Below are 25271 nucleotides of genomic sequence, written 5' to 3'. Positions count from 1 at the left end.
GCGGAGAGACCCATGCGCCGACGCGCCCGACCCGATCCCGAACTGACACCGCTGCGCTGGCCGCTGCGGCTGACCCGCGCCGGGCTGGTGGCGGAACGGGCGCTGCGCGCATTCTGGCCGCTGGGGTCGCTGGCGCTGGCGCTGCTGGCGGCGCTGATGCTGGGCCTGCACGAGATCCTGCCGGTGGAACTGGTCTGGGGCGGTGCGGTCGCCGGGGTGCTGGGGCTGTTCATCTGCCTGTGGCGCGGGCTGCGGCGGTTCCGCTGGCCATCGCGGCAGGACGCGATCGCGCGGCTCGACCACACCATGGCGGGCCGACCGATCCGCGCCATGCTCGACGAACAGGCGATCGGTGCGGGTGATCCGGCATCGCGCGCGCTGTGGCAGGCGCATCAGGCCCGCATGGCCGAGGCGGCGGCGCGGGCGCGCCCGCCGCGGCCGGACCTGCGTATCGCGCGGCGCGACCCGTTCGGGCTGCGGCACATGGCGGTGCTGCTCTTCGCGGTGGCGCTGCTGTTCGGGTCGCTCTGGCGGGTCGGCACCGTGACCGAACTGGCACCCGGACAGGCGGACGCGCTGGCGGCCGGTCCCACCTGGGAAGGCTGGCTCGAGCCGCCGCGCCATACCGGCCTGCCCACGATCTATCTCGCCGATGTTCCGGGCGCGACGCTGACCGCCCCGGAAGGCAGCCGCGTGATCCTGCGCTTCTACGGCGAGGTGGGGGCGCTGACCCTGTCGGAAACCGTGTCGGGGCGCACGGGCGAGGTGCCGCCTGCGTCGAGCCCCGAACAGGATTTCACGATCGCGCAGTCGGGCGAGCTGCGCATCGACGGCCCCGGCGGGCAGGGCTGGCAGGTCGACATGGTGCCCGATGCGCCGCCGCGGATCTCGGCCGCCGGGCCGCCCGAAACCGGGACGCTGGGGCGGATGTCGCTGCCGTTCACCGCCGCCGACGACTATGGCGTGACCGGGGGCGAGGTGCGGATCGAACTGGACCTGGCGGCGGTGGATCGCCGCCACGGGCTGGCCGTCGATCCAGAACCGCGCGACCCGGTGACCGTGCCGCTGCCGCTGCCGGTGGCGGGCGACCGGCGCGAGTTTGCCGAAACGCTGATCGAGGATTTCTCGGAACATCCCTGGGCGCATCTGCCGGTGGTCTTTGCCATGTCGGTCGAAGATGCCGCCGGGCAGACCGGCGCTGCCGTGCCGCTGCGGGCGGCGCTGCCGGCGCGGCGGTTCTTCGATCCGCTGGCGGCGGCGGTGGCCGAACAGCGGCGCGACCTGCTGTGGGCGCGGTCCAATGCGGGGCGGGTGGCGCAGGTCCTGCGCGCGGTGTCGCATCGCCCCGAGGACGTGTTCCGGTCGGAAACCGCCTATCTGCGGCTGCGGGTGATCCTGCGGCGGCTCGAGACCTTTGCCCGCTATGGACTGAGCACCGACGGCCAGGCCGAGATCGCGCAGGCGCTGTGGGATCTCGCCATCCTGCTGGAAGAAGGCGATCTGGGCGACGCGCTGGAACGCCTGCGGCGGGCGCAGGACCGGCTTTCGGAGGCGATGAGGAACGGGGCATCCGACCAGGAAATCGCCGAGCTGATGCAGGAGCTGCGGCAGGCGACCGACAATTACCTGCGCCAGCTGTCGCGCGAGGCGCGCGAACGCGGGCAGCAGCCGGGCGAACAGGGCGACCAGCTGTCCGGCAACGAAATGCAGATGTCGCAGGACGACCTGCAGCGGATGATGGACCGGATTCAGGATCTGATGGAGCAGGGCCGCATGGCCGAGGCGCAACAGGCGCTGCAGGAGCTTCAGCAGATGATGGAAAACATGCGCGTCACCCAGAACGGCCAGGGCCAGGCGGGCCAGTCCCAGGGCCAGCAGGCGATGGAGGGCCTGGCCGACACGCTGCGCCAGCAGCAGGGCCTGTCCGACCAGGCATTCCGCGATCTTCAGGAACAGTTCGATCCGGGCGCGCAGGCCGGTCAGAACCAGGACAATGAGGGCCGCTCGGGCGGGCTGGGCCGGGGGCAGAGCCATGACGGGCAGGGTGGCCGTGGCGGCACGGATGATCCGAACCGCCAGGGCGAGGGTCAGGGCAATGGCGACGAGGGCAACCTGGCCGACCGGCAGCAGGCGCTGCGGGATACGCTGCGCGACCAGCGCGAAAACCTGCCCGGCGCCGGAACCGAACAGGGCGATGCGGCGCGCGATGCGCTGGACCGGGCGGGACGGGCGATGGATGGGGCCGAAGAGGCGTTGCGCGGCGACGACTATGCCGATGCCATCGACCGCCAGTCCGAAGCGATGGAGGCGCTGCGCGAAGGCATGCGGTCGCTGGGCGAGGCGCTGGCCGAGATGCAGCAGGACCAGCCCGGACAGGGCCCCGAGGACGGTGACATGCAGGGCGAGATGCGCGACCCGCTGGGCCGCCGTGCCGGTGCGCGCGGGTCGATCGGCAGTGACGAGAACATGCTCCAGGGCGAAGATGTCTATCGCCGCGCCCGCGAATTGCTGGACGAGATCCGCCGCCGGTCCGGCGATGGCGACCGTCCGACGCTGGAACTGGACTATCTCAAGCGGTTGCTGGAACGGTTCTGAGCCGACCTATCGCAGCCCCATCGCCTGCGCCTGCACCGTCAGCCACAGCCGCGCCGCGTTCACCTTTTCCACATAGACCGTCAGGGCCGGTTCCGCCTGTGGCACCCGCTCGGCGATCCGTGCGGCGTTGACATAGGCCAGCACCGCCAGCGCCGCGATCACCAGCGCGGTGAGAAAGCCGCGGGCAAATCCGGTGCCGCCCGGCCGCGCGGGGGCGGGCGCCGGTGCGGGGACGGTTTCCGTGGCCACGCCATCCCGTGCCGCCGGCATGTCGCGCTCCGGCGCGGCGGGTGTCGGCGTGGCATCCTGCTGGCGCAGGCGGGTTTCGCGTTCCGCCTCTTCGCGCAGGATCCGCAGAACCTCGGGGCTGTGTTCGAGCCGCGGCGGCGGTTCGAAGTTCTCGTCGTCTCCGGCAGGCGCATCGGTCTCCGCATCGGTCGGCGCCGGGTGCATCGTTTCGGCATCGGCGATCGCGACCGGTTTCTGCAGCCAGACCCGCCCGCAGCTGGGGCATTCGACGATGCGGCCGGTTTCGGGGATCACCCCGCCCGGTACGTCATAGAGGATTCGGCAACTGGGACAGGACAGGCGCATCGCAGGCTTTCCGCGCAATCGTTCGGAGCCGCGATCATAGGAATTCCACGCGCCGGGGCAATGGCGCATCGACCGCTCGGCGCCGGGACGCCTGCGCGGCATTGAAACCGCGCCGGTGCTGGGGCAAAACCGGGTGACCGGGGCCGGGCGAAAGGAACGACAGGGATGGGACAGGCGATTCAGTGGCTGCGTTCGCTTTTCTTCGTCCTGTTCATCTACGGGTTCATGGCAGTCTGGGGGCTGTTGTTCGCGCCCTGGGCGGCGGTATCGCGCAAGGGCGCCCGGGCCGCCTGCAAGAGCTATTGCAAGGTGGTGCTGTGGACGGCGCGGGTCATGGTCGGCATCCGCACCGAGGTGCGCGGCACCCCGCCGCAGGACGAGGTGCTGATCGCGGCCAAGCACCAGTCGTTTCTCGATATCCTGATCATATTCGACGCCGTGCCCTGGCCCAAGTTCATCATGAAGCGCGAATTGCTGTGGACGCCGGTGATCGGCCTCTACGCCAAGCGGCTCGGCTGCGTGCCGATCGACCGCAGCAAGCGCGGCGCGGCGCTGGCAAAGATGGTGCGCGATGTCGCCGCCGAGGTGGCCGAACCCGGCCAGCTGATCATCTATCCGCAGGGCACGCGTGTCGCGCCGGGCGACCATCGGCCCTATAAATCCGGGCCGGGTGTGCTCTATCGCGAACTCGGGCAGCCCTGTGTGCCGGTGGCGACCAATGTCGGCCTGTTCTGGCCCCGCTCGGGGGTGATGCGCAGGCCGGGGCTGGGCGTGGTCGAGTTTCTCGACCCGATCCTGCCGGGGTTGTCGCGGACCGAGCTGACCGCCGAACTGGAGCGGGTGGTCGAGGCGAAATCCAACGCGCTGATGCGCGAAGCGGGGTTTGATCCAGATGCAGTACATTGACGACATTCCGGCGCTTGAGGCGCTTTATGGCCGCCCCGGCGCCCCGGCGTTGCGCAAGGTGGCGCGGCGGATGACGCCGCTCTACCGGCGCTGGATCATGGCGTCGCGGCTATGTGTGCTGACCACGGTCGGCCCGGACGGCACCGATGGCAGCCCGCGCGGCGATGATGGCCCGGTGGTGGCCGAACTGGACCCCGGAACGCTGGCCCTGCCCGACTGGCGCGGCAACAACCGGCTGGACAGCCTGCGCAACATCGTCGCCGACGGGCGGGTGTCGCTGCTGTTCCTGGTACCCGGCTCGGACAGCGTGATGCGCGTCAACGGGACGGCGCGGCTGACCGCCGACGCTGCGCTTCGGGCGCGGTTCGAAAAGAACGGCCGCCAGCCGGCCACAGTGATCGTGATCGCGATTGCCGAAATCTACAGCCAATGCGCCCGCGCGCTGATGCGGTCCGGCACCTGGGACGGCATCGCCCGGCGCGACGATCTGCCCACGGCGGGCCAGATCCTGGCCGAAATGACCGATGGCGAAGAAGGCGGCGCGGAATACGACCGCGAATGGCCCGCCCGCGCCGCAAATTCGCTCTGGTAGGCAGGCCGCCCGATCCTGCGGTGAACATGACAATGGCCCGGAAGAAACCGGCGCTGCCTTGCTCAGAGCGCGGCGGCGATGTCGCTGGTCTGGTCGTAGAGCCGCCGGAACAGCCCGTAATGCCGCCGGTGGATGTCTTGCGGGGCGGCGACGACCCGCTCGGCAACCGGGTTCCAGTCGTCGATATCCGCCGCCGACGCCGTCCCGACCGCGCAGGCGGCGAGGAACGCATCGCCAAAACTGGCCCCCACGGTCTTGTCGCAGACGATCTGGTCCAGCCCGCTGAAATCGCCCGTCGCCTCCAGCCACAGCCTGTTTTGCGTGCCGCCCCCGACCGCCAGAACGCGGTCCGGGCGCTGGCCGGCCTCGGCATAGGTTTCGATCACATGGTTGGTGCCGCAGGCGATGCCTTCGATCAGGGCGCGATACATGTCGCCGCGCCCATGGGTCAGGTTCAGCCCGAAAAACGCGCCCTTGGCGGCGGGGTCGTGGATCGGGGTGCGTTCGCCCGAGAAATAGGGCAACAGCAGCAGGCCGTTGGCCCCCGGCGGGCTGTGCGCGGCCTCGGCGGCAAGCGTCGCGAACGCGGTGTCGCGGTCCAGGTCGCGGGCAAAGGTGTCGCGGAACCAGTGGGTCAGCGTGCCCGAGGTGGCCAGCCCGGCCATCGACGCGTGCTGACCGGCGAACAGCCAGGGCGCATACCACAGGCGGGCGTCGCGCAGCCGGGTGTCGGTCAGGGTGATGATGAAGATGGTCGAGCCATACATCATCATCATGTCGCCGTTGCCCCTGACGCCGACGCTCACCGCCTCGGCGGCGGCGTCGATGGTGCCGCAGGTGACCGGCGTGCCAACGGCCAGTCCGGTTTCCGCCGCCGCCCGCGCGGTGATCCGGCCGGCGATTTCGTTCGACCACATCAGCCGGGGCAGCCGGTCGCGGTCGATCAGGTCGGGGGCCAGTTCGTCGGTCCAGTCCAGCCGGTCGACATCATAGAGCGGCGCGAAATTGGCGGCGGTATAGTGGTCGATCACCACCTCGCCGGTCAATTTCATCACCAGATACGAGGTCGAGGTCAGGATATGGCGGGCGCGGGCGAAGATCCCGGGGTGTTCGTCCTGCAGCCACTGGATCTTGGGGCCGACCGCCTGACTGGTCAGCGCATTGCCGCAACGCTCTAAGATGGTGTCCGCGCCGATCCGGGCGTTCAGCGCGTCGATCTGCGCGGTTGCCCGCGTGTCGACGCCGTAGAGCACGGCGTTCATCAGCGGCGTGCCATCGCCGTCGACCGGCAGCATGCAGGGACCGATGGCCGAACAGGCCACGGCACCGATCGCCCGCGCCTCGATGCGGCTGTCGGCCAGCAGGGCGCGCGTGACATGCACGAAATCGCCCCACCAGTCCGCTTCGGCCCGGTGTTCGGCGCGGCCGGGGCAAGGCACGATCATCTCATGCGCACGGGCCGCCTGCGCGACGATCCGGCCGCCGCCATCGACCAGGACGCCCTTGGTCTGATAGGTGCCGATATCGACGCCCAGCGTATAGGTCACGGGGTTCGTTCCAGCGGGAAATCCGGTCCGATGCGGGCCAGCGCGGCCAGCAGCAGGCGGGTGAGGCCTTCGAGATCGGACAGGTCGCACATTTCCTGCGCCGAATGGGAATAGCGCATGGGAAAGCCCAGATCGACGCTGGCCACGCCGTCGCCGACCAGCTGGACATAGGACAGGTCGGTCAGAACGCCCACCTGCGCGGATCGTTGCAGGGGCAGCGCCCCGGCGGCGGCGGCGTTCTCGACCAGTGCGACGAGGCCCGGATGCGGGATCACCCCGTTCAGGGTGCCGCGCCCGTGAAAGGAATAAAGGCTCATTCCCGGCCCGCCGCCCAGCCGCATATCGCCCCGGTCGGCCATCTCGGGCGTGTCGGTGGCGTTCATCAGGTCGATCTGGATCGCGATGTCGGGGCGCAGCGCCTGCGCCGCCACCACCGCGCCGCGCAGGTTGAATTCTTCCTGCACCGAAAACACCAGATGCACCGGCGGGCCGTTTTCGCGCGCCGCCAGCGCACGCGCCACTTCCAGCAGCACCGCGCAGCCGGCGCGGTCGTCGACCGCCGTGCCGGCAATGCGCCCGCCCGCCAGTTCGGTGGCCGACGGCCGGTAGACCACCGGCACGCCGATGCGGATACCCGCCGCCTCGGCCTCGGCGCGGCTGGAAAACCCCGCGTCGATGCGCAGGTCGGGCGCGCGCAGGACATGGTATTTCTCGTCCGGCGTGGTGGCGTGGTGGCTCTTGTTGGCGATCAGGGCCGGGATGTCGGGCTGGCCCGGCGGGCACAGGATCACCGGCTGCGCGGCCAGCGCGCGTTCGGGCACGCCACCCAGCCGTTCGACCCGGATCGCCCCGTCATCCTCGATCCTGCGCACGATGAACCCCAGCTGGTCCATATGGGTGAACAGCATCACCGAGGGGCCGGTGCCGGGAAAGCTGGCGATCAGGTTGCCGAGCCGGTCGCCGCGCGCCTGCACGCCGCCGGGCAGCCGGTCGCGGATCGCGCCGCGCACCCGGTCCTCGTGCCCCGATAGCCCCGGTACCAGCATCAGGTCGGTCAGGTCGGTTTTCAGGCGCTCGCGCATCGCCCGCCCCTCAGCCGCCGCGCGCGGCCCGGGCGCGGGCCATGAAATCGGCGGCGCGCTCGGCATCGACCGGGTTCCAGGTATCGCCGTCGATCTTCAGCGACGATCCCACCACGCAGCCATCGGCGATGCGCAGCACATCGGCGACTGTGTCGTGTTTCACCCCGGTATTGGCCAGCACCGGCACCTCCGGCAGCGCCGCCTTGACCGCCTGCAGATCGCCCATCTCCGCCGCCTCGCCGGTGATCTGCCCCGACACCAGCACCGCGTCGGGGATCGACGAAAACACCGCCGAACGCGCCCGGTCGGGCAGCGGTCGGCGGTCGAGACTGTCGGCGAATTCGGCCGAGACATTGTAGAGCATCGCCAGGTCGCGCCGCCCCAGCCGGTCGCGATAGCGCAGCGCCGCGCCCGCGTCCGGCGTCCACGGCCCCATGTCGGAGGCATAGGTGCCGGTAAAGATCTCGCGGCAGAACGCGGCGCCGGTGGCGGCGGCCAGCGCCACGGTGCTGTGCGGATCCCACAGCACGTTGACCCCGAAGGGCACGGTGATCTCGCCGCGCAACTGCCCGATCACGAAGGCCATGGTGGCGGTCGAGGCGCGGTCGACATCGAATTCATAGGGGCGGTCGTTTTCGTTGCCGAACATCACCGCATCGACCCCGGCGGCCTGCAGGGCGGCCAGATCGGCGCGGGCGGCGGCAACCAGCCCGTCCAGCCCGGCATCCGCGTCATGCAGCGGCGCACCCGGCAAGGCGCCCAGATGCACCATCGCAATGACCGGCTTTCCATCGCCGAACACGCGCCTGAAATTGTTCATGCGCCTCCTCCCCCTTTGTGCTTGAAACGGAGCCTAGCGGGGTTTCTTATGCAGGCAAGGGGAATTGGCCCCCGGAAGAACCCGGAAGAACCCGGCCGCAGGGGAGGGCGCGCATGGGACTTGAGAGTTGCCACTGGGACCGGATCGGCAATGGCGGGCTGGATTTTACCCGGCTCGGGTTCGGCACCGCGCCGCTGGGAAACCTGTATCGCGCGATATCGGACGATGACGCAAACGCGATCCTGGACCGGGCCTGGGCCGCCGGTGTGCGCTATTTCGACACCGCGCCGCTCTACGGGATGGGCCTGTCGGAAACCCGGCTCAACCGGTTCCTGCGCGGCAAGCCGCGCGACAGCTATGTGCTGTCCACCAAGGTTGGCCGCCTGCTGCGGGCCTGCAGGCCCGAGGACCGGGACGGGGTCGGCAAATGGTTCGACGTGCCATCGCGGCGCGAGATCTACGATTACGGCCATGACGGGGTGATGCGGTCGGTCGAGCAGTCGCTGGAGCGGCTGGGCGTGGACCGGATCGACCTGCTGTTCGCCCATGACATCGACATCTTCAACCACGGCTCGGCCGAGGCGCTGGCCGCGCGGATCGAGGAATTCATGGCGGGCGGATACCGCGCGCTGCTGTCGCTGCGCGACCAGGGCGTGATCCGGGCCTTCGGTGCGGGGGTGAACGAATGGCAGCCCTGCCAGACGCTGGCCGAACGGGGCGATTTCGACATCTTCCTGCTGGCCGGGCGCTATACCCTGCTGGAACAGGAGGCGCTGGACAGTTTCCTGCCGCTGGCGGAACGGCGCGGGATCGGCGTGGTGATCGGCGGGCCGTATAATTCCGGCATCCTCGCCAGCGGGCCGCGCCCCGGCGCGTTCTACAATTACGACCCGGCGCCGCCGGAGATCCTCGACCGCGTCGCCCGGATCGAAACGATCTGCGCCGCGCATGGGGTGCGGATGGTCGATGCGGCGTTCCAGTTCCCGCTGCGCCACCCCTGCACCCTGTCGGTGATCCCCGGCGGGCAGGGCGTGGCCGAGATGGACAGCAACCTGGCGGCGGCGCAGGCCGAACTGCCCGCCGCGCTCTGGGCCGATCTCAGGGATGCGGGCCTGCTGCGCGCGGATGCGCCGGTCTGACGGAAAGGGCTACGACATGCGGATCGATGCGCACCAGCATTTCTGGCAGCCCGCGCGGGGTGATTACGACTGGATGCCCAAGGACGACCCGACGCTGTCGCGGGTCTATGGCCCCGGCGACCTGGCGCCGCAGCTGGCGGCGGCGGGGATCGGCGCCACGGTGCTGGTGCAGGCCGCCGCCACGGTGGCGGAAACCGAATACATGCTGGGGCTGGCCGATGCGACGCCCTTTGTCGCCGGGGTCGTGGGCTGGGTCGATTTCGAGGCCCCCGCCGACCGCGCCCATCTGGAACGGCTGGCCGCACATCCCCGGTTTTGCGGTGTGCGGCCGATGATCCAGGACATCCCCGATGACGACTGGATGCTGCGCGCCGACGTGCAATGGGCCTATCGCGCGCTGGTCGATCTCGACCTGAGCTTTGACGCGCTGGGGTTTTCCCGGCACCTGGAGAATTTCCACACCATCCTGACCCGCCACCCGGATATGCGCGTGGTGATCGACCATTGCATGAAACCGCAGATCCGCGACCACCCGGACGATTTTCGCCGCTGGGCCGATGGCATGACCCGGCTGGCGCGGGACACCGCCGCGTGTTGCAAGCTGTCGGGGCTGATCACTGAGGCGGGCGAGAGCTGGACCGTGGACGTCCTGCGGCCATATGCCGAACATGTGCTGGACGCCTTCGGCCCCGACCGGGTGATGTGGGGGTCGGACTGGCCGGTCTGCCGGCTGCGCGGGGAATATGACCGCTGGCTGGCCGCCGCCGAAACCCTGACGGAAGGTCTCGACGATGCCGGGCGGGCGCAGGTCTTTGGCGGGACCGCCGCCGGGTTCTACCGTCTTGATGCCTGACCTGCCGCCTGATCGGTCGGCGCGAACAGGTCGGGACGGCTGTCGCTGAGCGGTTCGAGATAGGTCAGCAACTGGCGCAGGTGCAGCCGTGTCGCGGCCCGCGCGGCATCGGCATCGCGGGCTTCGAGCGCGGCGACGATGTCCTGGTGTTCGCGCAGGGTTTCGGCCACCCGCCCCGGTTCCGGCAGGATCAGACGCCGTGCACGGCTGACCTGAAGCCACACGGTTTCGGTCATTTTCGCCAGCCGCCGAAACCCGGTGAACGACAGCAGCAGGGCATGCATCTCGGCGTCCATTTCGTAGAACCCGGCAATGTCGCCATCCTCCACCAGCGCCTGCTGCACCCGCAGGTTGCGCCGCAATTCGACGAGCTGATCATCGGTGATGCGGGGCGCGAGATAGTCCACCGCCGCCAGTTCCAGCGCCTCGCGCAGGAACACGCTTTCGCGGATCTCCTCGATCGAAAACCGCGCCACGAAACTGCCCGCCTGCGGCAGGATCACCACCAGCCCCTCGGCCGCCAGCCGCCCCAGCGCCTCGGAAACCGGGGACCGCGACACGTTCAGCCGTTCGCAGACCGGCTGCTTGCGCAGGATGTCCCCGGGCCGGTACTCCAGCGACAGGATGGCATCGCGCAATGACAGGTAGACCCGGTTGGACAGCGAGCCCTCGAACAGGTCCAGCGGTTTCAGCGCGGGTGGGCGCGGGGCCTCTTGTGCATCCTCGTCCTTCGCAGGTATCATGCTAACATGTTAGTTTGTCGCGCGGGGCTGTCAACACCGGCCCGGGACTGCGGGAAGGAAGCGATGTGACCACGGGCACGACCAGATCCGTCCGTCTGCACGATGACGACAACGTCCTTGTTGCGCTGGCCGACCTGCCTGCCGGTGCGCCGCTGGAGGGAACGGCGGCGGCGCTGCGCGAGACCGTTGCCAAGGGCCACAAGGTCGCCGCGCGCGACATCGCCGCAGGCGAGCGGGTCATCCGCTATGGGCAGGTGATCGGGGTTGCGACCGACGCCATCCCCGCCGGCGCCCATGTGCATGTGCATAACCTGGGCATGTCCGGCCACAGCACGGATTATGCCTTTTCCAGCGCTTGCCGGCCGCTGCCGGCCGCCGGGACCGGCCGGGTCTTTGATGGTTACCGCCGCGCCGACGGCAAGGCCGGAACGCGCAACTACCTGGGTGTGCTGACATCGGTGAACTGTTCCGGCAGCGTCGCCCGGTTCATCGCCGAAGCGGCGGAGCGCACCGGCTGGTTCGCGCAGATGGACAATATCGACGGCGTGGTGCCGATCGTGCATGGCACCGGATGCGGCATGTCGGGCCGGCACGAAGGCTATGACACGCTTTACCGCACGCTGCGCGGCTATGCCCGGCATCCGAATTTCGCCGGCATCCTGCTGGTCGGGCTGGGCTGCGAGGTGATGCAGGTGCCCGACCTGATCGGGCAGGGGCGGATGCGCGCGGACGACAATTTCCGCTACATGACCATCCAGGCCACGGGCGGCACGCGGCGCACGGTGGAAACCGGGGTGGCGATCCTGCGCGACATGGCCGAAACCGCCAATGCGGCACGGCGCGAACCGGTCCCGGCGTCGGAGCTGATGGTGGGGCTGCAATGCGGCGGCTCGGACGGCTATTCGGGCATCACCGCCAACCCGGCGCTGGGCCATGCCTCGGACCTGCTGGTGCAACAGGGCGGCACCACCATCCTTGCCGAGACCTCGGAAATCTACGGCGCCGAACACCTGCTGACCGCCCGCGCGGTCAATGAAACGGTGGGCCGCAAGCTGATCGACCGCATCCGCTGGTGGGAGGATTACACCGCCCGCAACGGCGGCGAGATGGACAACAACCCCAGCCCCGGCAACAAGCGCGGCGGGCTGACCACGATCCTGGAGAAATCGCTGGGCGCGGTGGCCAAGGGGGGCAGCGCGCCGCTGGTCGATGTCTACCGCTTTGCCGAGCCGGTGGACAAGCATGGGTTCGTGTTCATGGACAGCCCCGGCTATGATCCCTGTTCCGTCACCGGCCAGATCGCGTCGGGGGCGACGCTGATCGCGTTCACCACCGGGCGCGGGTCGGTGTCGGGCTACATGCCCACGCCCTGCATCAAGCTGGCCACCAATTCCGAGATGTTTGCCCGCATGGAGGAAGACATGGATATCAATTGCGGCGATATTGTTTCGGATGGGGTCTCGATTTCCGACAAGGGAGCGGAGATATTCGAGATGTTCCTGGACGTGGCTTCGGGCAGGCGTACGAAGAGCGAGGACCTGGGCTTCGGCGGGGCCGAGTTCGTGCCCTGGCAAATGGGCGCGGTCATGTGACGGAGACAGGCCGGTGAGGGAGGCAGGCTGGTGAGGGAGGCAGGCAGGTGAGGCTGAAGGGAAAGACGGCGTTCGTGACCGCCGCGGGCGCCGGAATCGGACAGGCCACGGCGCGGGCCTTTGCCGCCGAGGGGGCCAGGGTGATCGCAACCGACATCGATGGCGACGCGCTGGCGCCGCTGGCCGCCGACGGCGTGGACACGGCACGGCTCGACGTGACCGACGCGGCCGCGGTGCAGGCGGCGGCCGATGCGGCGGGCGTGGTGGACATCCTGTTCAACTGCGCGGGCTTCGTGCATCACGGCACCATCCTCGATTGCGACGAGGCGGCGTTCGGATTTTCGATGGAACTGAACGTCTGGGGCGTCTACCGCATGACTCGCGCCTTCCTGCCGGCAATGCTGGCGGCCGGAGGCGGGTCGATCATCAACATGGCGTCGGCGGTCTCCTCGATCATCGCCGCGCCCAACCGCTTCGTCTATGGCGGCACCAAGGCCGCCGTGATCGGGATGACCAAATCGGTTGCCGCCGACTACATCACCGGCGGTATCCGCTGCAACGCGATCTGTCCCGCCACGGTCGAAAGCCCGTCGCTGCAGGAACGCATGAAGGCGATGGGCGATTACGACACCGCACGGGCGGCTTTCGTCGCCCGCCAGCCGATGGGGCGGATCGGCACGCCCGAGGAAATCGCCGCGCTGGCGGTCTATCTCGCGTCGGACGACGCCGCGTTCGTCACCGGGCAGGCCATCACCATCGATGGCGGCTGGACCAACACCTGAAAGGAACTCGACCATGAAACTGTTGCGCTACGGGCCCGCCGGGTCCGAGAAACCGGGGCTGCGGCACGACGACGGCACCATTCGCGACCTGTCGGCCCATGTGGCGGATATCGGCGGCGAGGTGCTGACCGGCGCCGGGCAGGACATGCTGCGGGCGCTGGACGCGGACAGCCTGCCGGTGGTCGATGGCGACCCGCGGCTGGGGCCCTGCGTGGCCGGCGTGGGCAAGATCATCGCCATCGGGCTCAACTATGCCGACCACGCCGCCGAAGCCGGCATGGAGGTGCCGCCCGAACCGGTGATCTTCTTCAAGGCCACCAGCGCCATCTGCGGTCCGAACGACGATGTCATCATCCCGCGCGGGTCCGAAAAAACCGACTGGGAGGTCGAGCTGGGCGTGGTGATCGGCAAGCCCGCATCCTATGTGGACGAAGCGGACGCGATGGACCATGTGGCCGGTTACTGCGTGGTCAACGATGTGTCCGAGCGGGCGTTCCAGATCGAACGGGCGGGCCAGTGGGTCAAGGGAAAATCCGCCGACACCTTCGCGCCGATGGGGCCGTGGCTGGTCACCCGCGACGAGGTGCCGGAGCCGCAGAACCTGAAAATGTGGCTCGATGTGGACGGGCATCGCTATCAGGACGGGTCGACCGCCACCATGGTCTATGGCGTGCGGCACCTGGTGTCCTACCTGTCGCAATTCATGTCGCTGCAACCGGGTGACGTGATTTCCACCGGCACCCCGCCCGGCGTCGGCATGGGGCAGTCGCCGCAGGTCTATCTGAGGCCGGGGCAGGAAATGCGGCTGGGCATCGAGGGGCTGGGCGAACAGCGCCAGCTCACCCGCGCCTGGGATGGCTGATCGGACCGGGGAGAGCCACATGACGCAAGGCACCGAAGACGCGCGGGCAGAGGTGATTGCCGCCTGCCGCAGGATGAACGCGCTGGGCATCAACCAGGGCATTTCGGGCAATATCAGCCGCCGCGATGGCGACGGGTTCCTGATCTCGGCCTCGGGCGTCGACTATGATGCGATGCAGCCGCAGCATGTGGTGGCCATGGACATGGACGGCGGCTTCGAGGGCGGGATCAGGCCGTCGTCGGAATGGCGGATGCACCGTGACATCCTGCGCGCCAACCCCCGGGCCGGCGCGGTGGTGCATACCCATTCCACCCATGCCACCGCGTTGTCCTGCCTGCGCGTCGACATTCCGGCGTTTCACTACATGGTGGCGGCGGCGGGCGGCAATTCGCTGCGCTGCGCCGATTATGCCACGTTCGGAACGGCGGAGCTGTCGGACAACATGTTGCGGGCGCTGGAGGGCCGCCGCGCCTGCCTGCTGGCCAATCACGGGATGATCTGCTTCGGCTCGACGCTCGACCGGGCGCTGGCGCTGGCGGTCGAGGTGGAAACCCTGTGCCGGCAGTATTTCATTGCCCGCCAGTCCGGTGAACCGGTGATCCTGGACGACGCCGAAATGGACCGGGTGCTGGAGCTGTTCAAGGGCTACGGCGCGGGGCAGCAATAGGCCGGGCCGGGGTGACGGCCCGGGCGGCACAGGCGGCCCGGTCGTGGTCGCGGTTGCGTCATAGGCCCGGCTTATGAATCATATAGGTTCATCCAACTTGTTAAATGGCGCCGCGCGCTGCATCCTGCATGCCTGACGAGGCTGCGGGGGCGGCGCGCATGGCGGCACCGGACGGGTCACGCTCCTGTTGCAATCGTCGACAACAACAACCGGACCGGCACCCGGTGAAGGCGCGGCCGTCTGGGGATGGTTCACCCGCGGCAGGTGGTCTGCGCGGGCCCCGGCGGCGCCGGTCACGAAAAGAGGAAGAGCGAGACATGACCATCCAGACCCCGATCCTGGCCAACGAACGGATCTACCCGGTGCCAAAGGTGCCGGCGATCGCGATCTGCCTGGACGGATGCGAACCGGCCTATCTGGACGTTGCGGTTGCCGCGGGCCTGATGCCGACGCTGAAGCGGATGCGCGAAACGGGCACGGACCGGCTGGCGCATTCGGTGATCCCGTCCTTTACCAACCCCAACAACCTGTCGATCGCCACCGGGCGGCCGCCGGCGGTGCACGGAATCTGCGGCAACTTCCTCTATGATCCGGAAACCGGCGAAGAGGTGATGATGAACGACGTGCGGTTCCTGCGGGCGCCGACCGTGTTCAAGCAGTTCTACGATGCCGGGGCCAGGGTCGCGATCGTCACCGCAAAGGACAAGCTGCGCGCGCTGCTGGGGGCCGGGCTGGCCTTTGACGACGACCGGGCAAAATGTTTCTCGGCCGAGAAATCGGCCGGTTCGACCGCGGCCGAACACGGGCAGGACAACGCCGCTGCATGGCTGGGCATGGCACAACCCGAGGTCTATTCGGCGGACCTTTCGGAATTTGTCTTTGCCGCCGGGGTCAGGCTGCTGAAGGACTGGTACCCCGACGTGATGTACCTGACCACCACCGACTATGTGCAGCACAAATTCGCGCCCGAGGAGGACGAGGCCAAGGAGTTCTACCGGATGTTCGACACCTACCTGGCGCAGCTCGACGCGATGGGGGCGGCGATCGTGGTGACCGCCGATCACGGGATGAAGCCCAAGCACCGGGCCGATGGCAGCCCGGCGGTGGTCTATGCGCAGGACCTGATGGATGACTGGCTGGGCAGGGGCGCGGCGCGGGTGATCCTGCCGATCACCGACCCCTATGTGGTGCATCACGGTGCGCTGGGCAGCTTTGCCACGGCCTATCTGCCCGACGGGGCGGATGTCGCCGACGTGGCGGCCAGGCTGGCGGCGACACCGGGCATCATCGACGTGTTGACCCGCGACGAGGCGGTGACCCGGTTCGAACTGCCCGCCGACCGGATCGGCGATATCGTGATGGTGTCGGGCGAGAACATGACCATCGGCACGTCGGAACACCGCCATGACCTGGCCGCGCTGGGGGAACCGCTGCGCAGCCATGGCGGGCTGACCGAACAGGAGGTGCCGTTCATCTGCAACCGGGTGATCGACCTGCCGCGGGCGCCGCAGCTGCGCAACTTCGACGCCCTTTTCTACGCCACCACGGCGGCAGCGCTGTAACATGGAAACCGGCACGGCGCCTTCCCAGGACCAGGAACCAGACATGAAAGACAGCATCGAAATCCGCAACGAGGGCATGCGCATCGGCGGCGAGGTCGTGTTCACCGACGAGGTGATCGAGGTGCGCTATCCCTATACCGACGAGGTGGTCGGCACCGTGCCGGCGGGCCGGGCCGAACACGCCGCCCGCGCCTTTGACATCGCGGCGGCCTACAAGCCGGCACTGACCCGCTATGAACGCCAGCAGATCCTGTTCCGCGCGGGCGAGCTGATCCGCGAGAAACGCGACTGGCTGGCGAAATGGCTGGTGCTGGAACTGGGCATCTGCCACCAGCACGCGCTCTATGAAACCGGGCGGGCCTATGACGTGTTCACGCTGGCCGGGCAGATGGCGATCCTCGATGACGGGCAGATCTTCTCCTGCGACCTGACCCCGCAGGGCAAGGCCCGCAAGATCTATACCAAACGCGAACCGGTGCGGGCGATTTCGGCGATCACGCCGTTCAACCACCCGCTGAACATGGTCAGCCACAAGATCGCGCCGGCGATTGCCACCAACAATTGCGTGGTCTGCAAGCCCACCGAACTGACGCCGCTGACCGCGATCGCGCTGGCCGATATCCTCTACGAGGCCGGCCTGCCGCATGAGATGTTCCAGATCGTCACCGGCTGGCCGCGGGATATCGGTGACGAGATGGTCACCAACGACAATATCGACATCATCACCTTTACCGGCGGTGTGCCGGTGGGCAAGCTGATCGCGGGCAAGGCCGGATACAGGCGCACCGCGCTGGAACTGGGTGGCAACGACCCGCTGATCGTCCTGAACGACCTGTCGGATGCCGATCTGGACAAGGCCGCCACCATCGCGGTGGCGGGTGCGACCGGCAATTCCGGCCAGCGCTGCACCGCGGTCAAGCGGATCCTGGTGCAGGACAGCGTGGCCGACGCCTTCGTGCCGCTGGTGCTGGAAAAGGCGCGGGCGATCCGGTTCGGCAATCCGCAGGACCCGGAAACCCAGCTGGGCTGCGTGATCAGTGAACAGGCGGCGGAAACCTTCGAACGCCGGGTGTATGATGCCGAGAAACAGGGTGCGAAGGTGCTGTATGATCCCGGCCGCAAGGGCGCGCTGCTGCCGCCCATCGTGGTCGATCACGTCCCCCATGACTGCGAACTGGTGATGGAGGAGACCTTTGGCCCGATCGTGCCCATCCTGCGCGTGCCCGATGACGACGCGGCGGTGATGGAGATCTCGAACGGCACGCCGTTCGGCCTGTCCTCGGGGGTGTGCACCAACGACCTGAACCGCGCCATCGCCTATGTCAACGGGCTCGACGTGGGGACCTGCAACATCTGGGAGCAACCCGGCTATCGCATTGAAATGTCTCCCTTCGGCGGTATCAAGGACAGCGGCAACGCCGTCAAGGAAGGCGTGCTCGAGGCGATGAGGTTCTTTACCAACGTCAAGACCTATTCCCTGCCCTGGCCTGAGTGACGCGGCGCGGCCGGTCCCATTGCACAGTTGGCGGGACCGGCCTAGGTTAACCTCATGGCAGTCCTGTCTTTTCTCGTCCACCTCGCCGGAGCCACGCTGTTCCTGCTGTTCGGTGTCCGCCTGGTGCGGACCGGCATCGAACGGGCCTTTGGCGCGCGGTTCCGCCGGCTGCTGACGCGGTCAGCCACCGCGCCGCGCGCGGCGGGAACCGGGTTCGGGCTGGCGGTGCTGCTGCAAAGCTCGGCCGCGGTGGCGTTGCTGGCCGCCGGTTTCGTGGCCAACGGCACGGTCAGCTTCGCGCTGGCGATGGCGGCGGTGCTGGGGGCGGATCTGGGCTCGGCCTTCATCGTGCAGGTGCTGTCGTTCCGGGTCGACTGGCTGGTGCCGGTGCTGCTGACGCTGGGCGGCGCGCTGTTCCTGAACGCCGACCGCAAGCGGTTGCGGCAGGCGGGCCGGATCGTGCTGGGCGTGGCCATCATCCTGATTTCGCTGCGGTTTTTGCGCGAAACCATGGACCCGATCCGCGACAGTGCCTTTCTGCCCGCGATCGCCGGCTATCTCGAACGGGACGTGATCACCGCCTATATCGTCGGCGCGGCGCTGGCCTTTGTCATGCATTCCAGCGTGGCGGCGATCCTGATGTGCGTGACGCTGGTTTCCGTCGGCGCGTTGCCGGTCGAAGCGGGCGTGTCGCTGGTCATCGGCGCCAACCTGGGATCCGCGCTGGTGCCGGTCTGGCTGTCGCGGGGGATGGCGCCCGCGGCGCGGCGGGTGCCGCTGGCCAATCTCGGGCTGCGCGGAACCTGGACCATGCTGGTGCTGCTCCTGGTCAACCTGCTGCCGGTATTGCCGTGGATCGCCTCGGCACAACCGGGGCAGACGCTGGTCAATACCCACCTGGCGCTGAACGCGGCGCTGTTGCTGGCGGTGCCGCTGACGCGGTGGCTGGCCGCTCCGATGGCGGCGATCCTGCCTGATCCGGCCGACGCGCGGCCCGATGCCGACCCGGAACACCGGTCGGTTCTGGACGATGCCATGCTGGACAACCCGATGCTGGCCCTGACCAGCCTGCGGCGCGAGGTGCTGCGCATGGTGCAGCTGGTCGAACGCATGTGCGAACCGGTGATGGAACTGTATACCCAGATCGACGAACCGCGCGCCGAGGCGGTCATACACGAGGACCGGCACGTCAACGCGGCGCTGGACGGGGTGCGGCAGTATGTGTCGCGGTTGCCGATGGCCGAGATGAGCCGCGACCAGCGCCGGCAGGTCCGGGAACTGGCGGAATACGCGATCTCGATCGAATCCGCCGGGGACACGGTGGTCAAGCGGCTGGTGCCGCGCGCCCTGCAAAAGGCGCGTGACGGTGTGAAACTGTCGGCGGCGGGGATGGCCGAGCTCCGGCAGATGCATGAAAACGTGATGGCCAACTTTCATCTGGCCGCCAACGTGCTGGTGTCCGAGGACCTGGAGAGCGCGCGGCTGCTGCTGGTGGAAAAGACCGAGATGACCGGGCGCGAACGGCGCAGCCGCAAGAAACACCTGAAACGGCTGTCGCGGGGCGAGACGCTCAGCCTCGACAGCAGCAACGTCCACCTGGAAACGCTGATGGCGCTGAAGGATCTCAACAGCCAGGTGGCCTCGATTGCCTACCCGATCCTCGTGCGCCACGGGCAGCTGCTCGAAACCCGGCTGATTACCGAACTCAAACGCGTCGGCGAAGACTGACCCGCTAGCCGGTCAGGGCCATGAAATCCGGCCAGGCTTCGGGGTCGGCCACGGTCTTGTCGCGGCAGAACGGGTTGCAGAAGCCGTAGATGCGCCCGTCCATGTCCATCAGGTCGGTGACCGGGCGGCCGGAATAGGGGCAGGCGCTGTTTTCGGGCGTGCCCGCTGTCACGGCACGGGCCGCGCGCGGGGCGGGGCCGGGCCAGTCCACGACGCGGTGGGGCTGGGCATAGCGGGCCAGCGTCGCGCCCCGCACCAGGCCCATGGCCCGCCAGCGCCGGAATGCCGGGTCGGCCAGGTGCCGGTCGACATAGGCCCGCGCCGCCGCGCCGACCGGCAGGTCATAGCCCGCGATCCGCGCCGCCACCGGGGCAAAGAACGCATCCGCCGCCGAATAGGCGCCGAACAGCCACGGCCCGTTGCCGCCGGTCGCCGCCGCGTGGGCCCAGAGGGTTTCGAGCCGGGCGAGATCGGCCAGCACCCCGGGCGAGGGGGCGGTATCGGCATAGGCGGTGCGCAGGTTCATCGGACATTCATTGCGCAGCGCCGCGAAACCCGAATGCATCTCGGCGGCGAGGCTGCGGGCGGTGGCGCGGGCGCGCGGATCGTCCGGCCACAGCCCGGCCTCGGGGTGACGCGTGGCCAGTTCCTCGGCAATGGCAAGGCTGTCCGATACCACCGCGCCGTCGGGCGTAATCAGCGTGGGGACGGTGCGGGCGGGCGGGTAGTCGGAGAGCTGGTCCGCCAGCGGATCATCGGCCGAGAAATCCAGCATCACGGTATCGCGGGCCAGCCCGAATTTTTCGAACAGCAGCCAGCCGCGCAGCGACCAGGAGGAATAGGCATAATCGCCCAGGATCAGCGTATGGGTCATGCGGCGCAGTCTAGCGATGCGTGATGCGCTGCGTAAAACGTGAATTCGTGGGCCACCCCATCAGGGCCGGTGATTGATCTCGCCTGTGTCCCAGCCGCCGGGCAGCCGGGTCAGCGCGGTCACCGACAGGTTGTCGATGCGCCGGGCAAAGGCCTGTTCGGGGGCGAGATCCAGCGCCCGCTGCACCTGGCTCAGGATCACGCCGAAATGCGCCACCACCACGAGTTCGCGCCCCGGATGCGCCGCGATCAGCCGGTCGATGGCCCCGTCGACGCGGCTGCGCAGGTCGTGCCAGCTTTCGCCGCCGGGGGGGCGGGTGTCGCCGGGTCGTTCCCAGAACGCGCGGATGCGTGCCGGATCCTCGGCCTCGATCTCGGCATGGGTGCGCAGCTCCCAGCTGCCGAAATGCATCTCGCGCAGGTCCCGGTCATGCGGCAGGCGGACGCGGGGGCCTTGGATGGCGTCGGCGGTGGCCGTGGCGCGGGACAGGTCCGACGAGATCACCACCGCCCCGGCGGGCAGATGCGCGGCCAGCCGGGCAATCGCGGCGGTGTCGCCCAGATCGGCGGGCAGGTCGGACCAGCCGACCATGGATTTCGCGTGGGTGGGGCCGTGACGGACCAGGTGCAGCCGGGTCACCGATCGCCGCCCTTGAGCGCCATCGGCAGCCCCGCCACGACCTGAACCACCCGGTCGGCCTGTGCCGCAAGCTCGATATTCAGCCGCCCCTGCGCCTCGCGGAACCGCCGCGCCAGCGCGTTGTCGGGGACGATGCCCAGGCCGACCTCGTTGCTGACGACCACCAGCGGCGCGCGGCAGGCCCGCATCGCGTCCAGCAGCGCCGCCTGCGCGCGGTCCAGGTCGCAGTCGGCCAGCAGCATGTTGCTGAGCCACAGCGTCGCGCAGTCGAACAGCCCCATCTGCGCGGGCGTCATCGCGGCCAGCACCGGCGCCGGGTCCAGCGGGCATTCATGGGTGATCCAGTCGGGGCCGCGACGGGCGATGTGGATGCCGATCTTGGCGCGCATTTCGTCATCGAGCGCCTGCGCGGTGGCGATATAGACCGGGGCCAGCCCCGAGGTCGCCACCATCCGTTCGGCGTGAACCGATTTGCCCGCCGCCGCGCCACCGATCACCAGTGTCAGCCGTGGATGCATCGCTGTCGCCCCCGGTTGTTGCCGCGCAATCGCTACACGCGGTTGGCGGGGCTTGCAACCGGCGCGGGCCGGGTGCAACAGTTCGCGCCATGAAGCGGCTGGCCCTCACCATCTCTGCCTGCGCGGCGCTCTGGACGGTGTTCTGCACGGCATGGATCACCGGTGCCGTGGCGGGCGCGGTGTCCGACGACCTGCGCGCGGCGATGGCGCGGGCCGACGTGGTGATTTTGGGCGAGGTGCATGACAATCCCGGCCATCACCGCCTCCAGGCCGCGGCGGTCGAGGCCCTGGCCCCGGCGGCGGTGGTCTGGGAAATGCTGACACCGGAGATGGCGGCGCGGTTCGACGCCGCGCTGCTGTCCGACCCGGACCGGCTGGAGGCGGCGTTGGGCTGGGCGGATACCAGCTGGCCGTCCTTCGGGCTCTATTACCCGGTCTTCGCGGCCTCGGGTGCGGCCCGGGTCTATGGCGGCAACGTGCCGCGTGCCACGGCGCGGGCGGTTGCCGGGGACGGGCCGGCCGCGGTCTTCGGGGCGGATGCGGGGCTCTACGGGCTCGATATGGCGCTGCCCGCCGCGGAACAGGCCGAGCGCGAGGCATTGCAGCGCGCGGCCCATTGCAACCAGTTGCCCGAGGACCGGCTGGCCATGATGGTCGACATCCAGCGGCTGCGCGACGCGGTGATGGCGCGGGCGGTGATCGCGGCCCATGAGGAAACCGGCGGGCCGGTTGCGGTGATCACCGGCAACGGCCATGCGCGCAGGGATCGCGGCGTGCCCCGGTTCCTCGACCATGTGCGGCCCGCCCTGCGGGTGCTGTCCGTGGGCCAGTCCGAGCAGGGCGGGATCGACGGCGCGTTCGACCTGGTGCTGGACAGCCCGGCGCCTGACCGCGACGATCCCTGTGACGCGTTCAAGACAACGGATTGACCGGATGCTGAGTGGCAAGCGAATTCTCCTGATCATCGGCGGCGGGATCGCCGCCTACAAGTCGCTCGACCTGATCCGGCGGTTGCAGGAGCGCGGCGCGGCGGTGACGCCGGTGCTGACGCGGGGGGGCGAGCAGTTCGTGACGCCGCTGGCGGTGTCGGCGCTGGCGGGCGCGGCGGTGCATCGCGACCTGTTCGACCTGACCGTCGAGGCCGAGATGGGCCATATCCAGCTGTCGCGCAGCGCCGATCTGGTGGTGGTGGCGCCGGCCACCGCCGACCTGATGGGCAAGATGGCGAACGGGCTGGCGGATGACCTGGCCTCGACCCTGCTGCTGGCCACCGACACGCCGGTGCTGGCGGCGCCGGCGATGAACCTGCGCATGTGGCTGCACCCGGCGACCCAGCGCAACCGCGCCGCGCTGGCTGCCGACGGCGTCCGGTTCGTCGGGCCGAACGAGGGCGACATGGCCTGTGGCGAATTCGGGCCGGGCCGCATGGCCGAGCCGCTGGAGATCGTCGCCGCGATCGAGACGGCGCTGGGCGGCGGGCCGCTGGCCGGGCGGCGGGTGCTGGTGACCTCGGGGCCGACGCATGAACCCATCGACCCGGTGCGCTATATCGCCAACCGGTCCTCGGGGGCGCAGGGCACCGCGATCGCGGGGGCGCTGGCCGGCCTGGGGGCGGATGTGGTGTTCGTCACCGGACCCGCCGAGGTGCCGCCTCCGGCGGGTGTGCAGGTGGTTGCGGTGGAAACCGCCGCGCAGATGGCCGAGGCGGTGCGGGCGGCGCTGCCCGTCGATGCCGGGGTGTTCGCCGCCGCCGTCGCCGACTGGCGGGTGGCCTCGGCCTCGGACCGCAAGCTGAAGAAGACCCGCGACGGGATCCCGGCGCTGGAGTTCGCCGAGAACCCGGATATCCTGAAGACCGTCGCGCGGATGACGGAGGGGCGGCCCGGGCTGGTGGTGGGCTTTGCCGCCGAAACCGACGATGTGGTGGCCCATGCCACCGCCAAGCGGGCGCGCAAGGGGTGCGACTGGATCGTCGCCAATGACGTGTCGCCCGCGACCGGGATCATGGGCGGGTCGGAAAACGCGGTCGTCCTGATCACCGCCGACGGTGTCGAGGACTGGCCCCGGATGAGCAAGGCCGAGGTGGCGCAACGTCTGGCGGCGCGCATCGCCTCGGCGCTGGGCGGCTGAGTTTTCATGCCTCCGGCGGGAGTTTTTCTGGCAAGATGAAGGGAAAGCCAATGGTCACGATCCACGTCATGCGAGACGAGGGCGCCGATCCGTCGGTGCCGTTGCCATGTTATGAAACCGCCGGTGCGGCGGGGGCGGATCTGCGTGCGGACCTGCCCGGCCGGGGCGAGCTGGTGCTGGCGCCGGGGGCGCGGGCGCTGGTGCCCACGGGGCTCAGGGTCGAGATCCCCGCGGGCTATGAGGTGCAGATCCGGCCGCGATCGGGTCTGGCGCTGAAACACGGGATCACGCTGGTGAACGCGCCGGGGACGATCGACAGCGATTATCGCGGGCCGCTGGGGGTGATCGTGATGAATGCCGGGACGGATGCCTTTGTCCTGACCCATGGCGACCGCATTGCGCAGATGGTGGTGGCGCCGGTGATCCACGCGGAGTTTGCCGAGGTCGCAGCTCTGGGCGACACCGAGCGCGGGGCCGGCGGGTTCGGGTCGACCGGGCGCGGCTGATGCTGCTGGTCCTGATCCTGTGCGGCGCGCTCTGGGGGTTGGGCTGGCTGGTCGGTTCGCCGCCGCGGCTGCGATGGGTGATGATCGCGCTGCTGCTGGCGGGTGTCATACTGGGGCACTTGCTGTTGCCCGACGGGCACGCGCTGCGCGTGGTGACCGGGGGCGCGGCGGCGCCGTGGTTTCTGCTGCTGGGGTGTGCGGCGCTGGCCGGTGCCTATGCGCTGGTGGTGCGGTGGCTGCGGCGCAGGGCGGTGGCGCGCGAGGAACCGGTCCCGCACGCGGCTGGGTTTTCGGATGCGGAGCTGGATCGCTATGCGCGTCACATCGTGCTGCGCGAAATCGGCGGGCCGGGCCAGAAGAAGCTGAAGGCCGCCCGCGTTCTGGTGATCGGGGCCGGCGGGCTGGGGGCGCCGGCGCTGCAATACCTGGCCGCTGCCGGGGTCGGGACCATTGGCGTGATCGACGATGATGTGGTCGAAAACGCCAACCTGCAACGGCAGGTGATCCACCGTGACGCGGATATCGGCCTGCCTAAGGTGTTTTCGGCGCAACGCGCGATGGAGGCGCAGAACCCGGCCGTTGCCGTGCGCCCCTATCATCGCCGGCTGACCGGTGAGGTGGCGGCCGACCTGTTTGCCGATTTCGACCTGGTGCTGGATGGCAGCGATAGCAGCGAAACCCGCTACCTGGTCAACCGGACGGCGGTCGCGGCGGGCATTCCGCTGGTTTCAGGCGCGTTGTCGCAATGGGAAGGCCAGCTGAGCATATTCGACCCCGCCCATGGCGGCCCGTGCTATCAATGCGTGTTTCCCGAGGCCCCGGCGCCGGGACTGGCGCCGTCCTGTGCCGAGGCCGGGGTGCTGGGGCCGCTGCCCGGCGTGATCGGCGCGATGATGGCGGTCGAAGCGATCAAGCTGATCACCGGGGCGGGCGCGGTGCCGCGCGGCGACATGGTGATCTATGACGCGCTCTGGGGCGAGACCCGGAAGATCGCGTTGAAACGGCGGGCGGATTGCCCGGTTTGCGACAAGAGGACTGGATGACG

General features: G+C 69.1%; 24 protein-coding genes. 16 read left to right on the top strand and 8 right to left on the bottom strand.

Translation table 11 applies throughout. The annotated features are described in order from the left end of the window. Window positions 1-12: 12 nt before the first annotated feature. The gene (locus tag C6Y53_RS08095; protein WP_106471971.1) at window positions 13-2595 is read left to right on the top strand and encodes a TIGR02302 family protein; all 2583 of its coding nucleotides are present in this window, start codon (window positions 13-15) and stop codon (window positions 2593-2595) included. Between the two features lie 6 nt (window positions 2596-2601). On the opposite strand, the gene C6Y53_RS08090 is transcribed toward C6Y53_RS08095, so the two are convergent. Then, window positions 2602-3189: a zinc-ribbon domain-containing protein gene (locus C6Y53_RS08090; protein ID WP_106471970.1), complete on the bottom strand. Its 588-nt coding sequence runs from the start codon at window positions 3187-3189 to the stop codon at window positions 2602-2604. 165 nt (window positions 3190-3354) lie between these two features. Between C6Y53_RS08090 and C6Y53_RS08085 the strand changes: the two genes are divergently transcribed. Together C6Y53_RS08085 and C6Y53_RS08080 are read left to right on the top strand one after the other, a co-directional pair. Continuing rightward, window positions 3355-4095, top strand: a complete 741-nt coding sequence (locus C6Y53_RS08085; protein WP_106471969.1) for a lysophospholipid acyltransferase family protein — start codon at window positions 3355-3357, stop codon at window positions 4093-4095. Continuing rightward, entirely contained in the window at window positions 4082-4687 is a 606-nt protein-coding gene (locus tag C6Y53_RS08080) for a pyridoxamine 5'-phosphate oxidase family protein (protein ID WP_106471968.1), read from the top strand. The genes C6Y53_RS08085 and C6Y53_RS08080 overlap by 14 nt, the downstream gene beginning before the upstream one ends. Before the next feature lie 62 nt (window positions 4688-4749). On the opposite strand, the gene C6Y53_RS08075 is transcribed toward C6Y53_RS08080, so the two are convergent. From C6Y53_RS08075 to C6Y53_RS08065, 3 genes are read right to left on the bottom strand one after another with little or no spacing between them, the layout of a single operon-like run. Further along, window positions 4750-6234 (bottom strand): FGGY-family carbohydrate kinase, encoded by a 1485-nt coding sequence (locus C6Y53_RS08075; protein ID WP_106471967.1) that lies wholly within the window; start codon window positions 6232-6234, stop codon window positions 4750-4752. After that, complete coding sequence (locus C6Y53_RS08070) at window positions 6231-7316, bottom strand: M20/M25/M40 family metallo-hydrolase (protein ID WP_106474011.1); 1086 nt, start codon at window positions 7314-7316, stop codon at window positions 6231-6233. The genes C6Y53_RS08075 and C6Y53_RS08070 overlap by 4 nt, the downstream gene beginning before the upstream one ends. A 10-nt stretch (window positions 7317-7326) precedes the next feature. Beyond that, entirely contained in the window at window positions 7327-8136 is an 810-nt protein-coding gene (locus tag C6Y53_RS08065; protein WP_106471966.1) for a BtpA/SgcQ family protein, read from the bottom strand. 113 nt (window positions 8137-8249) lie between these two features. On the opposite strand from C6Y53_RS08065, the gene C6Y53_RS08060 reads away from it, so the two are divergent. Both C6Y53_RS08060 and C6Y53_RS08055 read left to right on the top strand, forming a co-directional pair. After that, the gene (locus C6Y53_RS08060) at window positions 8250-9275 is read left to right on the top strand and encodes an aldo/keto reductase (RefSeq protein ID WP_106471965.1); all 1026 of its coding nucleotides are present in this window, start codon (window positions 8250-8252) and stop codon (window positions 9273-9275) included. 16 nt (window positions 9276-9291) lie between these two features. Beyond that, on the top strand, window positions 9292-10128 hold the full coding sequence (locus tag C6Y53_RS08055; RefSeq protein WP_106474010.1) for an amidohydrolase family protein: 837 nt from the start codon (window positions 9292-9294) through the stop codon (window positions 10126-10128). Here C6Y53_RS08055 and C6Y53_RS08050 read toward each other — a convergent pair. Beyond that, a complete protein-coding gene (locus C6Y53_RS08050; RefSeq protein ID WP_106471964.1) occupies window positions 10110-10871 on the bottom strand; it encodes a GntR family transcriptional regulator in 762 nt (253 codons plus the stop codon). The genes C6Y53_RS08055 and C6Y53_RS08050 overlap by 19 nt on opposite strands. A gap of 65 nt (window positions 10872-10936) precedes the next feature. Between C6Y53_RS08050 and C6Y53_RS08045 the strand changes: the two genes are divergently transcribed. The 7 genes from C6Y53_RS08045 (at window position 10937) to C6Y53_RS08015 (ending at window position 19559) form a co-directional block, all read left to right on the top strand. Continuing rightward, complete coding sequence (locus tag C6Y53_RS08045; protein WP_106474009.1) at window positions 10937-12463, top strand: UxaA family hydrolase; 1527 nt, start codon at window positions 10937-10939, stop codon at window positions 12461-12463. A 47-nt stretch (window positions 12464-12510) separates the two neighbouring features. Further along, the gene (locus C6Y53_RS08040) at window positions 12511-13245 is read left to right on the top strand and encodes an SDR family oxidoreductase (protein ID WP_106471963.1); all 735 of its coding nucleotides are present in this window, start codon (window positions 12511-12513) and stop codon (window positions 13243-13245) included. A 13-nt stretch (window positions 13246-13258) separates the two neighbouring features. Continuing rightward, window positions 13259-14107 carry a fumarylacetoacetate hydrolase family protein gene (locus C6Y53_RS08035; RefSeq protein WP_106471962.1) on the top strand — a complete coding sequence of 283 codons (849 nt, stop codon included), beginning with the start codon at window positions 13259-13261 and terminating at the stop codon, window positions 14105-14107. A gap of 19 nt (window positions 14108-14126) precedes the next feature. Beyond that, a complete protein-coding gene (locus C6Y53_RS08030; RefSeq protein WP_106471961.1) occupies window positions 14127-14774 on the top strand; it encodes a class II aldolase/adducin family protein in 648 nt (215 codons plus the stop codon). Between the two features lie 317 nt (window positions 14775-15091). Next, window positions 15092-16336, top strand: a complete 1245-nt coding sequence (gene phnA / locus C6Y53_RS08025) for a phosphonoacetate hydrolase (protein ID WP_106471960.1) — start codon at window positions 15092-15094, stop codon at window positions 16334-16336. 43 nt (window positions 16337-16379) lie between these two features. Then, complete coding sequence (phnY, locus tag C6Y53_RS08020) at window positions 16380-17831, top strand: phosphonoacetaldehyde dehydrogenase (RefSeq protein WP_106474008.1); 1452 nt, start codon at window positions 16380-16382, stop codon at window positions 17829-17831. Between the two features lie 54 nt (window positions 17832-17885). Further along, a complete protein-coding gene (locus C6Y53_RS08015) occupies window positions 17886-19559 on the top strand; it encodes a Na/Pi cotransporter family protein (protein ID WP_106471959.1) in 1674 nt (557 codons plus the stop codon). A 4-nt stretch (window positions 19560-19563) separates the two neighbouring features. Here the strand turns inward: C6Y53_RS08015 and C6Y53_RS08010 are convergent, their stop codons facing one another. From C6Y53_RS08010 to cobU, 3 genes are read right to left on the bottom strand one after another with little or no spacing between them, the layout of a single operon-like run. Further along, window positions 19564-20433, bottom strand: a complete 870-nt coding sequence (locus C6Y53_RS08010) for a glutathione S-transferase (RefSeq protein ID WP_106471958.1) — start codon at window positions 20431-20433, stop codon at window positions 19564-19566. Window positions 20434-20493: 60 nt separating this feature from the next. After that, window positions 20494-21072 (bottom strand): histidine phosphatase family protein, encoded by a 579-nt coding sequence (locus tag C6Y53_RS08005; protein WP_106471957.1) that lies wholly within the window; start codon window positions 21070-21072, stop codon window positions 20494-20496. Next, window positions 21069-21590 carry a bifunctional adenosylcobinamide kinase/adenosylcobinamide-phosphate guanylyltransferase gene (gene cobU / locus C6Y53_RS08000; protein ID WP_106471956.1) on the bottom strand — a complete coding sequence of 174 codons (522 nt, stop codon included), beginning with the start codon at window positions 21588-21590 and terminating at the stop codon, window positions 21069-21071. Before cobU ends, C6Y53_RS08005 begins: the two co-directional genes overlap by 4 nt. Window positions 21591-21679: 89 nt before the next feature. Between cobU and C6Y53_RS07995 the strand changes: the two genes are divergently transcribed. Genes C6Y53_RS07995 through C6Y53_RS07980 form a run of 4 tightly spaced genes read left to right on the top strand, consistent with a single transcriptional unit; the run spans window position 21680 to window position 25269 of the window. Then, window positions 21680-22519, top strand: a complete 840-nt coding sequence (locus C6Y53_RS07995) for a ChaN family lipoprotein (protein WP_106471955.1) — start codon at window positions 21680-21682, stop codon at window positions 22517-22519. 4 nt (window positions 22520-22523) lie between these two features. Then, window positions 22524-23720 (top strand): bifunctional phosphopantothenoylcysteine decarboxylase/phosphopantothenate--cysteine ligase CoaBC, encoded by a 1197-nt coding sequence (gene coaBC / locus C6Y53_RS07990; protein WP_106471954.1) that lies wholly within the window; start codon window positions 22524-22526, stop codon window positions 23718-23720. 50 nt (window positions 23721-23770) lie between these two features. Continuing rightward, the gene (gene dut, locus C6Y53_RS07985) at window positions 23771-24226 is read left to right on the top strand and encodes a dUTP diphosphatase (protein WP_106471953.1); all 456 of its coding nucleotides are present in this window, start codon (window positions 23771-23773) and stop codon (window positions 24224-24226) included. Then, window positions 24226-25269 carry a HesA/MoeB/ThiF family protein gene (locus C6Y53_RS07980; RefSeq protein WP_106471952.1) on the top strand — a complete coding sequence of 348 codons (1044 nt, stop codon included), beginning with the start codon at window positions 24226-24228 and terminating at the stop codon, window positions 25267-25269. Before dut ends, C6Y53_RS07980 begins: the two co-directional genes overlap by 1 nt. Window positions 25270-25271: the final 2 nt, after the last annotated feature.

Source organism: Pukyongiella litopenaei (assembly GCF_003008555.2).
In the GTDB taxonomy this organism is placed as follows: domain Bacteria; phylum Pseudomonadota; class Alphaproteobacteria; order Rhodobacterales; family Rhodobacteraceae; genus Pukyongiella; species Pukyongiella litopenaei.
The sequence above is the reverse complement of the archived record's forward strand: the minus strand, read 5'-3'. Positions and strand labels throughout refer to the sequence as shown.

Coding starts and splice junctions, on each gene's coding strand:
- phnA (WP_106471960.1), top strand. CDS start 15,092: ATGACCATCCAGACCCCGATCCTGGCCAACGAACGGATCTACCCGGTG.
- C6Y53_RS08085 (WP_106471969.1), top strand. CDS start 3,355: ATGGGACAGGCGATTCAGTGGCTGCGTTCGCTTTTCTTCGTCCTGTTC.
- C6Y53_RS08015 (WP_106471959.1), top strand. CDS start 17,886: ATGGCAGTCCTGTCTTTTCTCGTCCACCTCGCCGGAGCCACGCTGTTC.
- C6Y53_RS08080 (WP_106471968.1), top strand. CDS start 4,082: ATGCAGTACATTGACGACATTCCGGCGCTTGAGGCGCTTTATGGCCGC.
- dut (WP_106471953.1), top strand. CDS start 23,771: ATGGTCACGATCCACGTCATGCGAGACGAGGGCGCCGATCCGTCGGTG.
- C6Y53_RS08050 (WP_106471964.1), bottom strand. CDS start 10,871: ATGATACCTGCGAAGGACGAGGATGCACAAGAGGCCCCGCGCCCACCC.
- C6Y53_RS08090 (WP_106471970.1), bottom strand. CDS start 3,189: ATGCGCCTGTCCTGTCCCAGTTGCCGAATCCTCTATGACGTACCGGGC.
- C6Y53_RS08010 (WP_106471958.1), bottom strand. CDS start 20,433: ATGACCCATACGCTGATCCTGGGCGATTATGCCTATTCCTCCTGGTCG.
- C6Y53_RS07980 (WP_106471952.1), top strand. CDS start 24,226: ATGCTGCTGGTCCTGATCCTGTGCGGCGCGCTCTGGGGGTTGGGCTGG.
- C6Y53_RS08060 (WP_106471965.1), top strand. CDS start 8,250: ATGGGACTTGAGAGTTGCCACTGGGACCGGATCGGCAATGGCGGGCTG.
- C6Y53_RS08095 (WP_106471971.1), top strand. CDS start 13: ATGCGCCGACGCGCCCGACCCGATCCCGAACTGACACCGCTGCGCTGG.
- phnY (WP_106474008.1), top strand. CDS start 16,380: ATGAAAGACAGCATCGAAATCCGCAACGAGGGCATGCGCATCGGCGGC.
- coaBC (WP_106471954.1), top strand. CDS start 22,524: ATGCTGAGTGGCAAGCGAATTCTCCTGATCATCGGCGGCGGGATCGCC.
- C6Y53_RS08030 (WP_106471961.1), top strand. CDS start 14,127: ATGACGCAAGGCACCGAAGACGCGCGGGCAGAGGTGATTGCCGCCTGC.
- C6Y53_RS08070 (WP_106474011.1), bottom strand. CDS start 7,316: ATGCGCGAGCGCCTGAAAACCGACCTGACCGACCTGATGCTGGTACCG.
- C6Y53_RS08035 (WP_106471962.1), top strand. CDS start 13,259: ATGAAACTGTTGCGCTACGGGCCCGCCGGGTCCGAGAAACCGGGGCTG.
- C6Y53_RS08055 (WP_106474010.1), top strand. CDS start 9,292: ATGCGGATCGATGCGCACCAGCATTTCTGGCAGCCCGCGCGGGGTGAT.
- C6Y53_RS07995 (WP_106471955.1), top strand. CDS start 21,680: ATGAAGCGGCTGGCCCTCACCATCTCTGCCTGCGCGGCGCTCTGGACG.
- cobU (WP_106471956.1), bottom strand. CDS start 21,590: ATGCATCCACGGCTGACACTGGTGATCGGTGGCGCGGCGGCGGGCAAA.
- C6Y53_RS08065 (WP_106471966.1), bottom strand. CDS start 8,136: ATGAACAATTTCAGGCGCGTGTTCGGCGATGGAAAGCCGGTCATTGCG.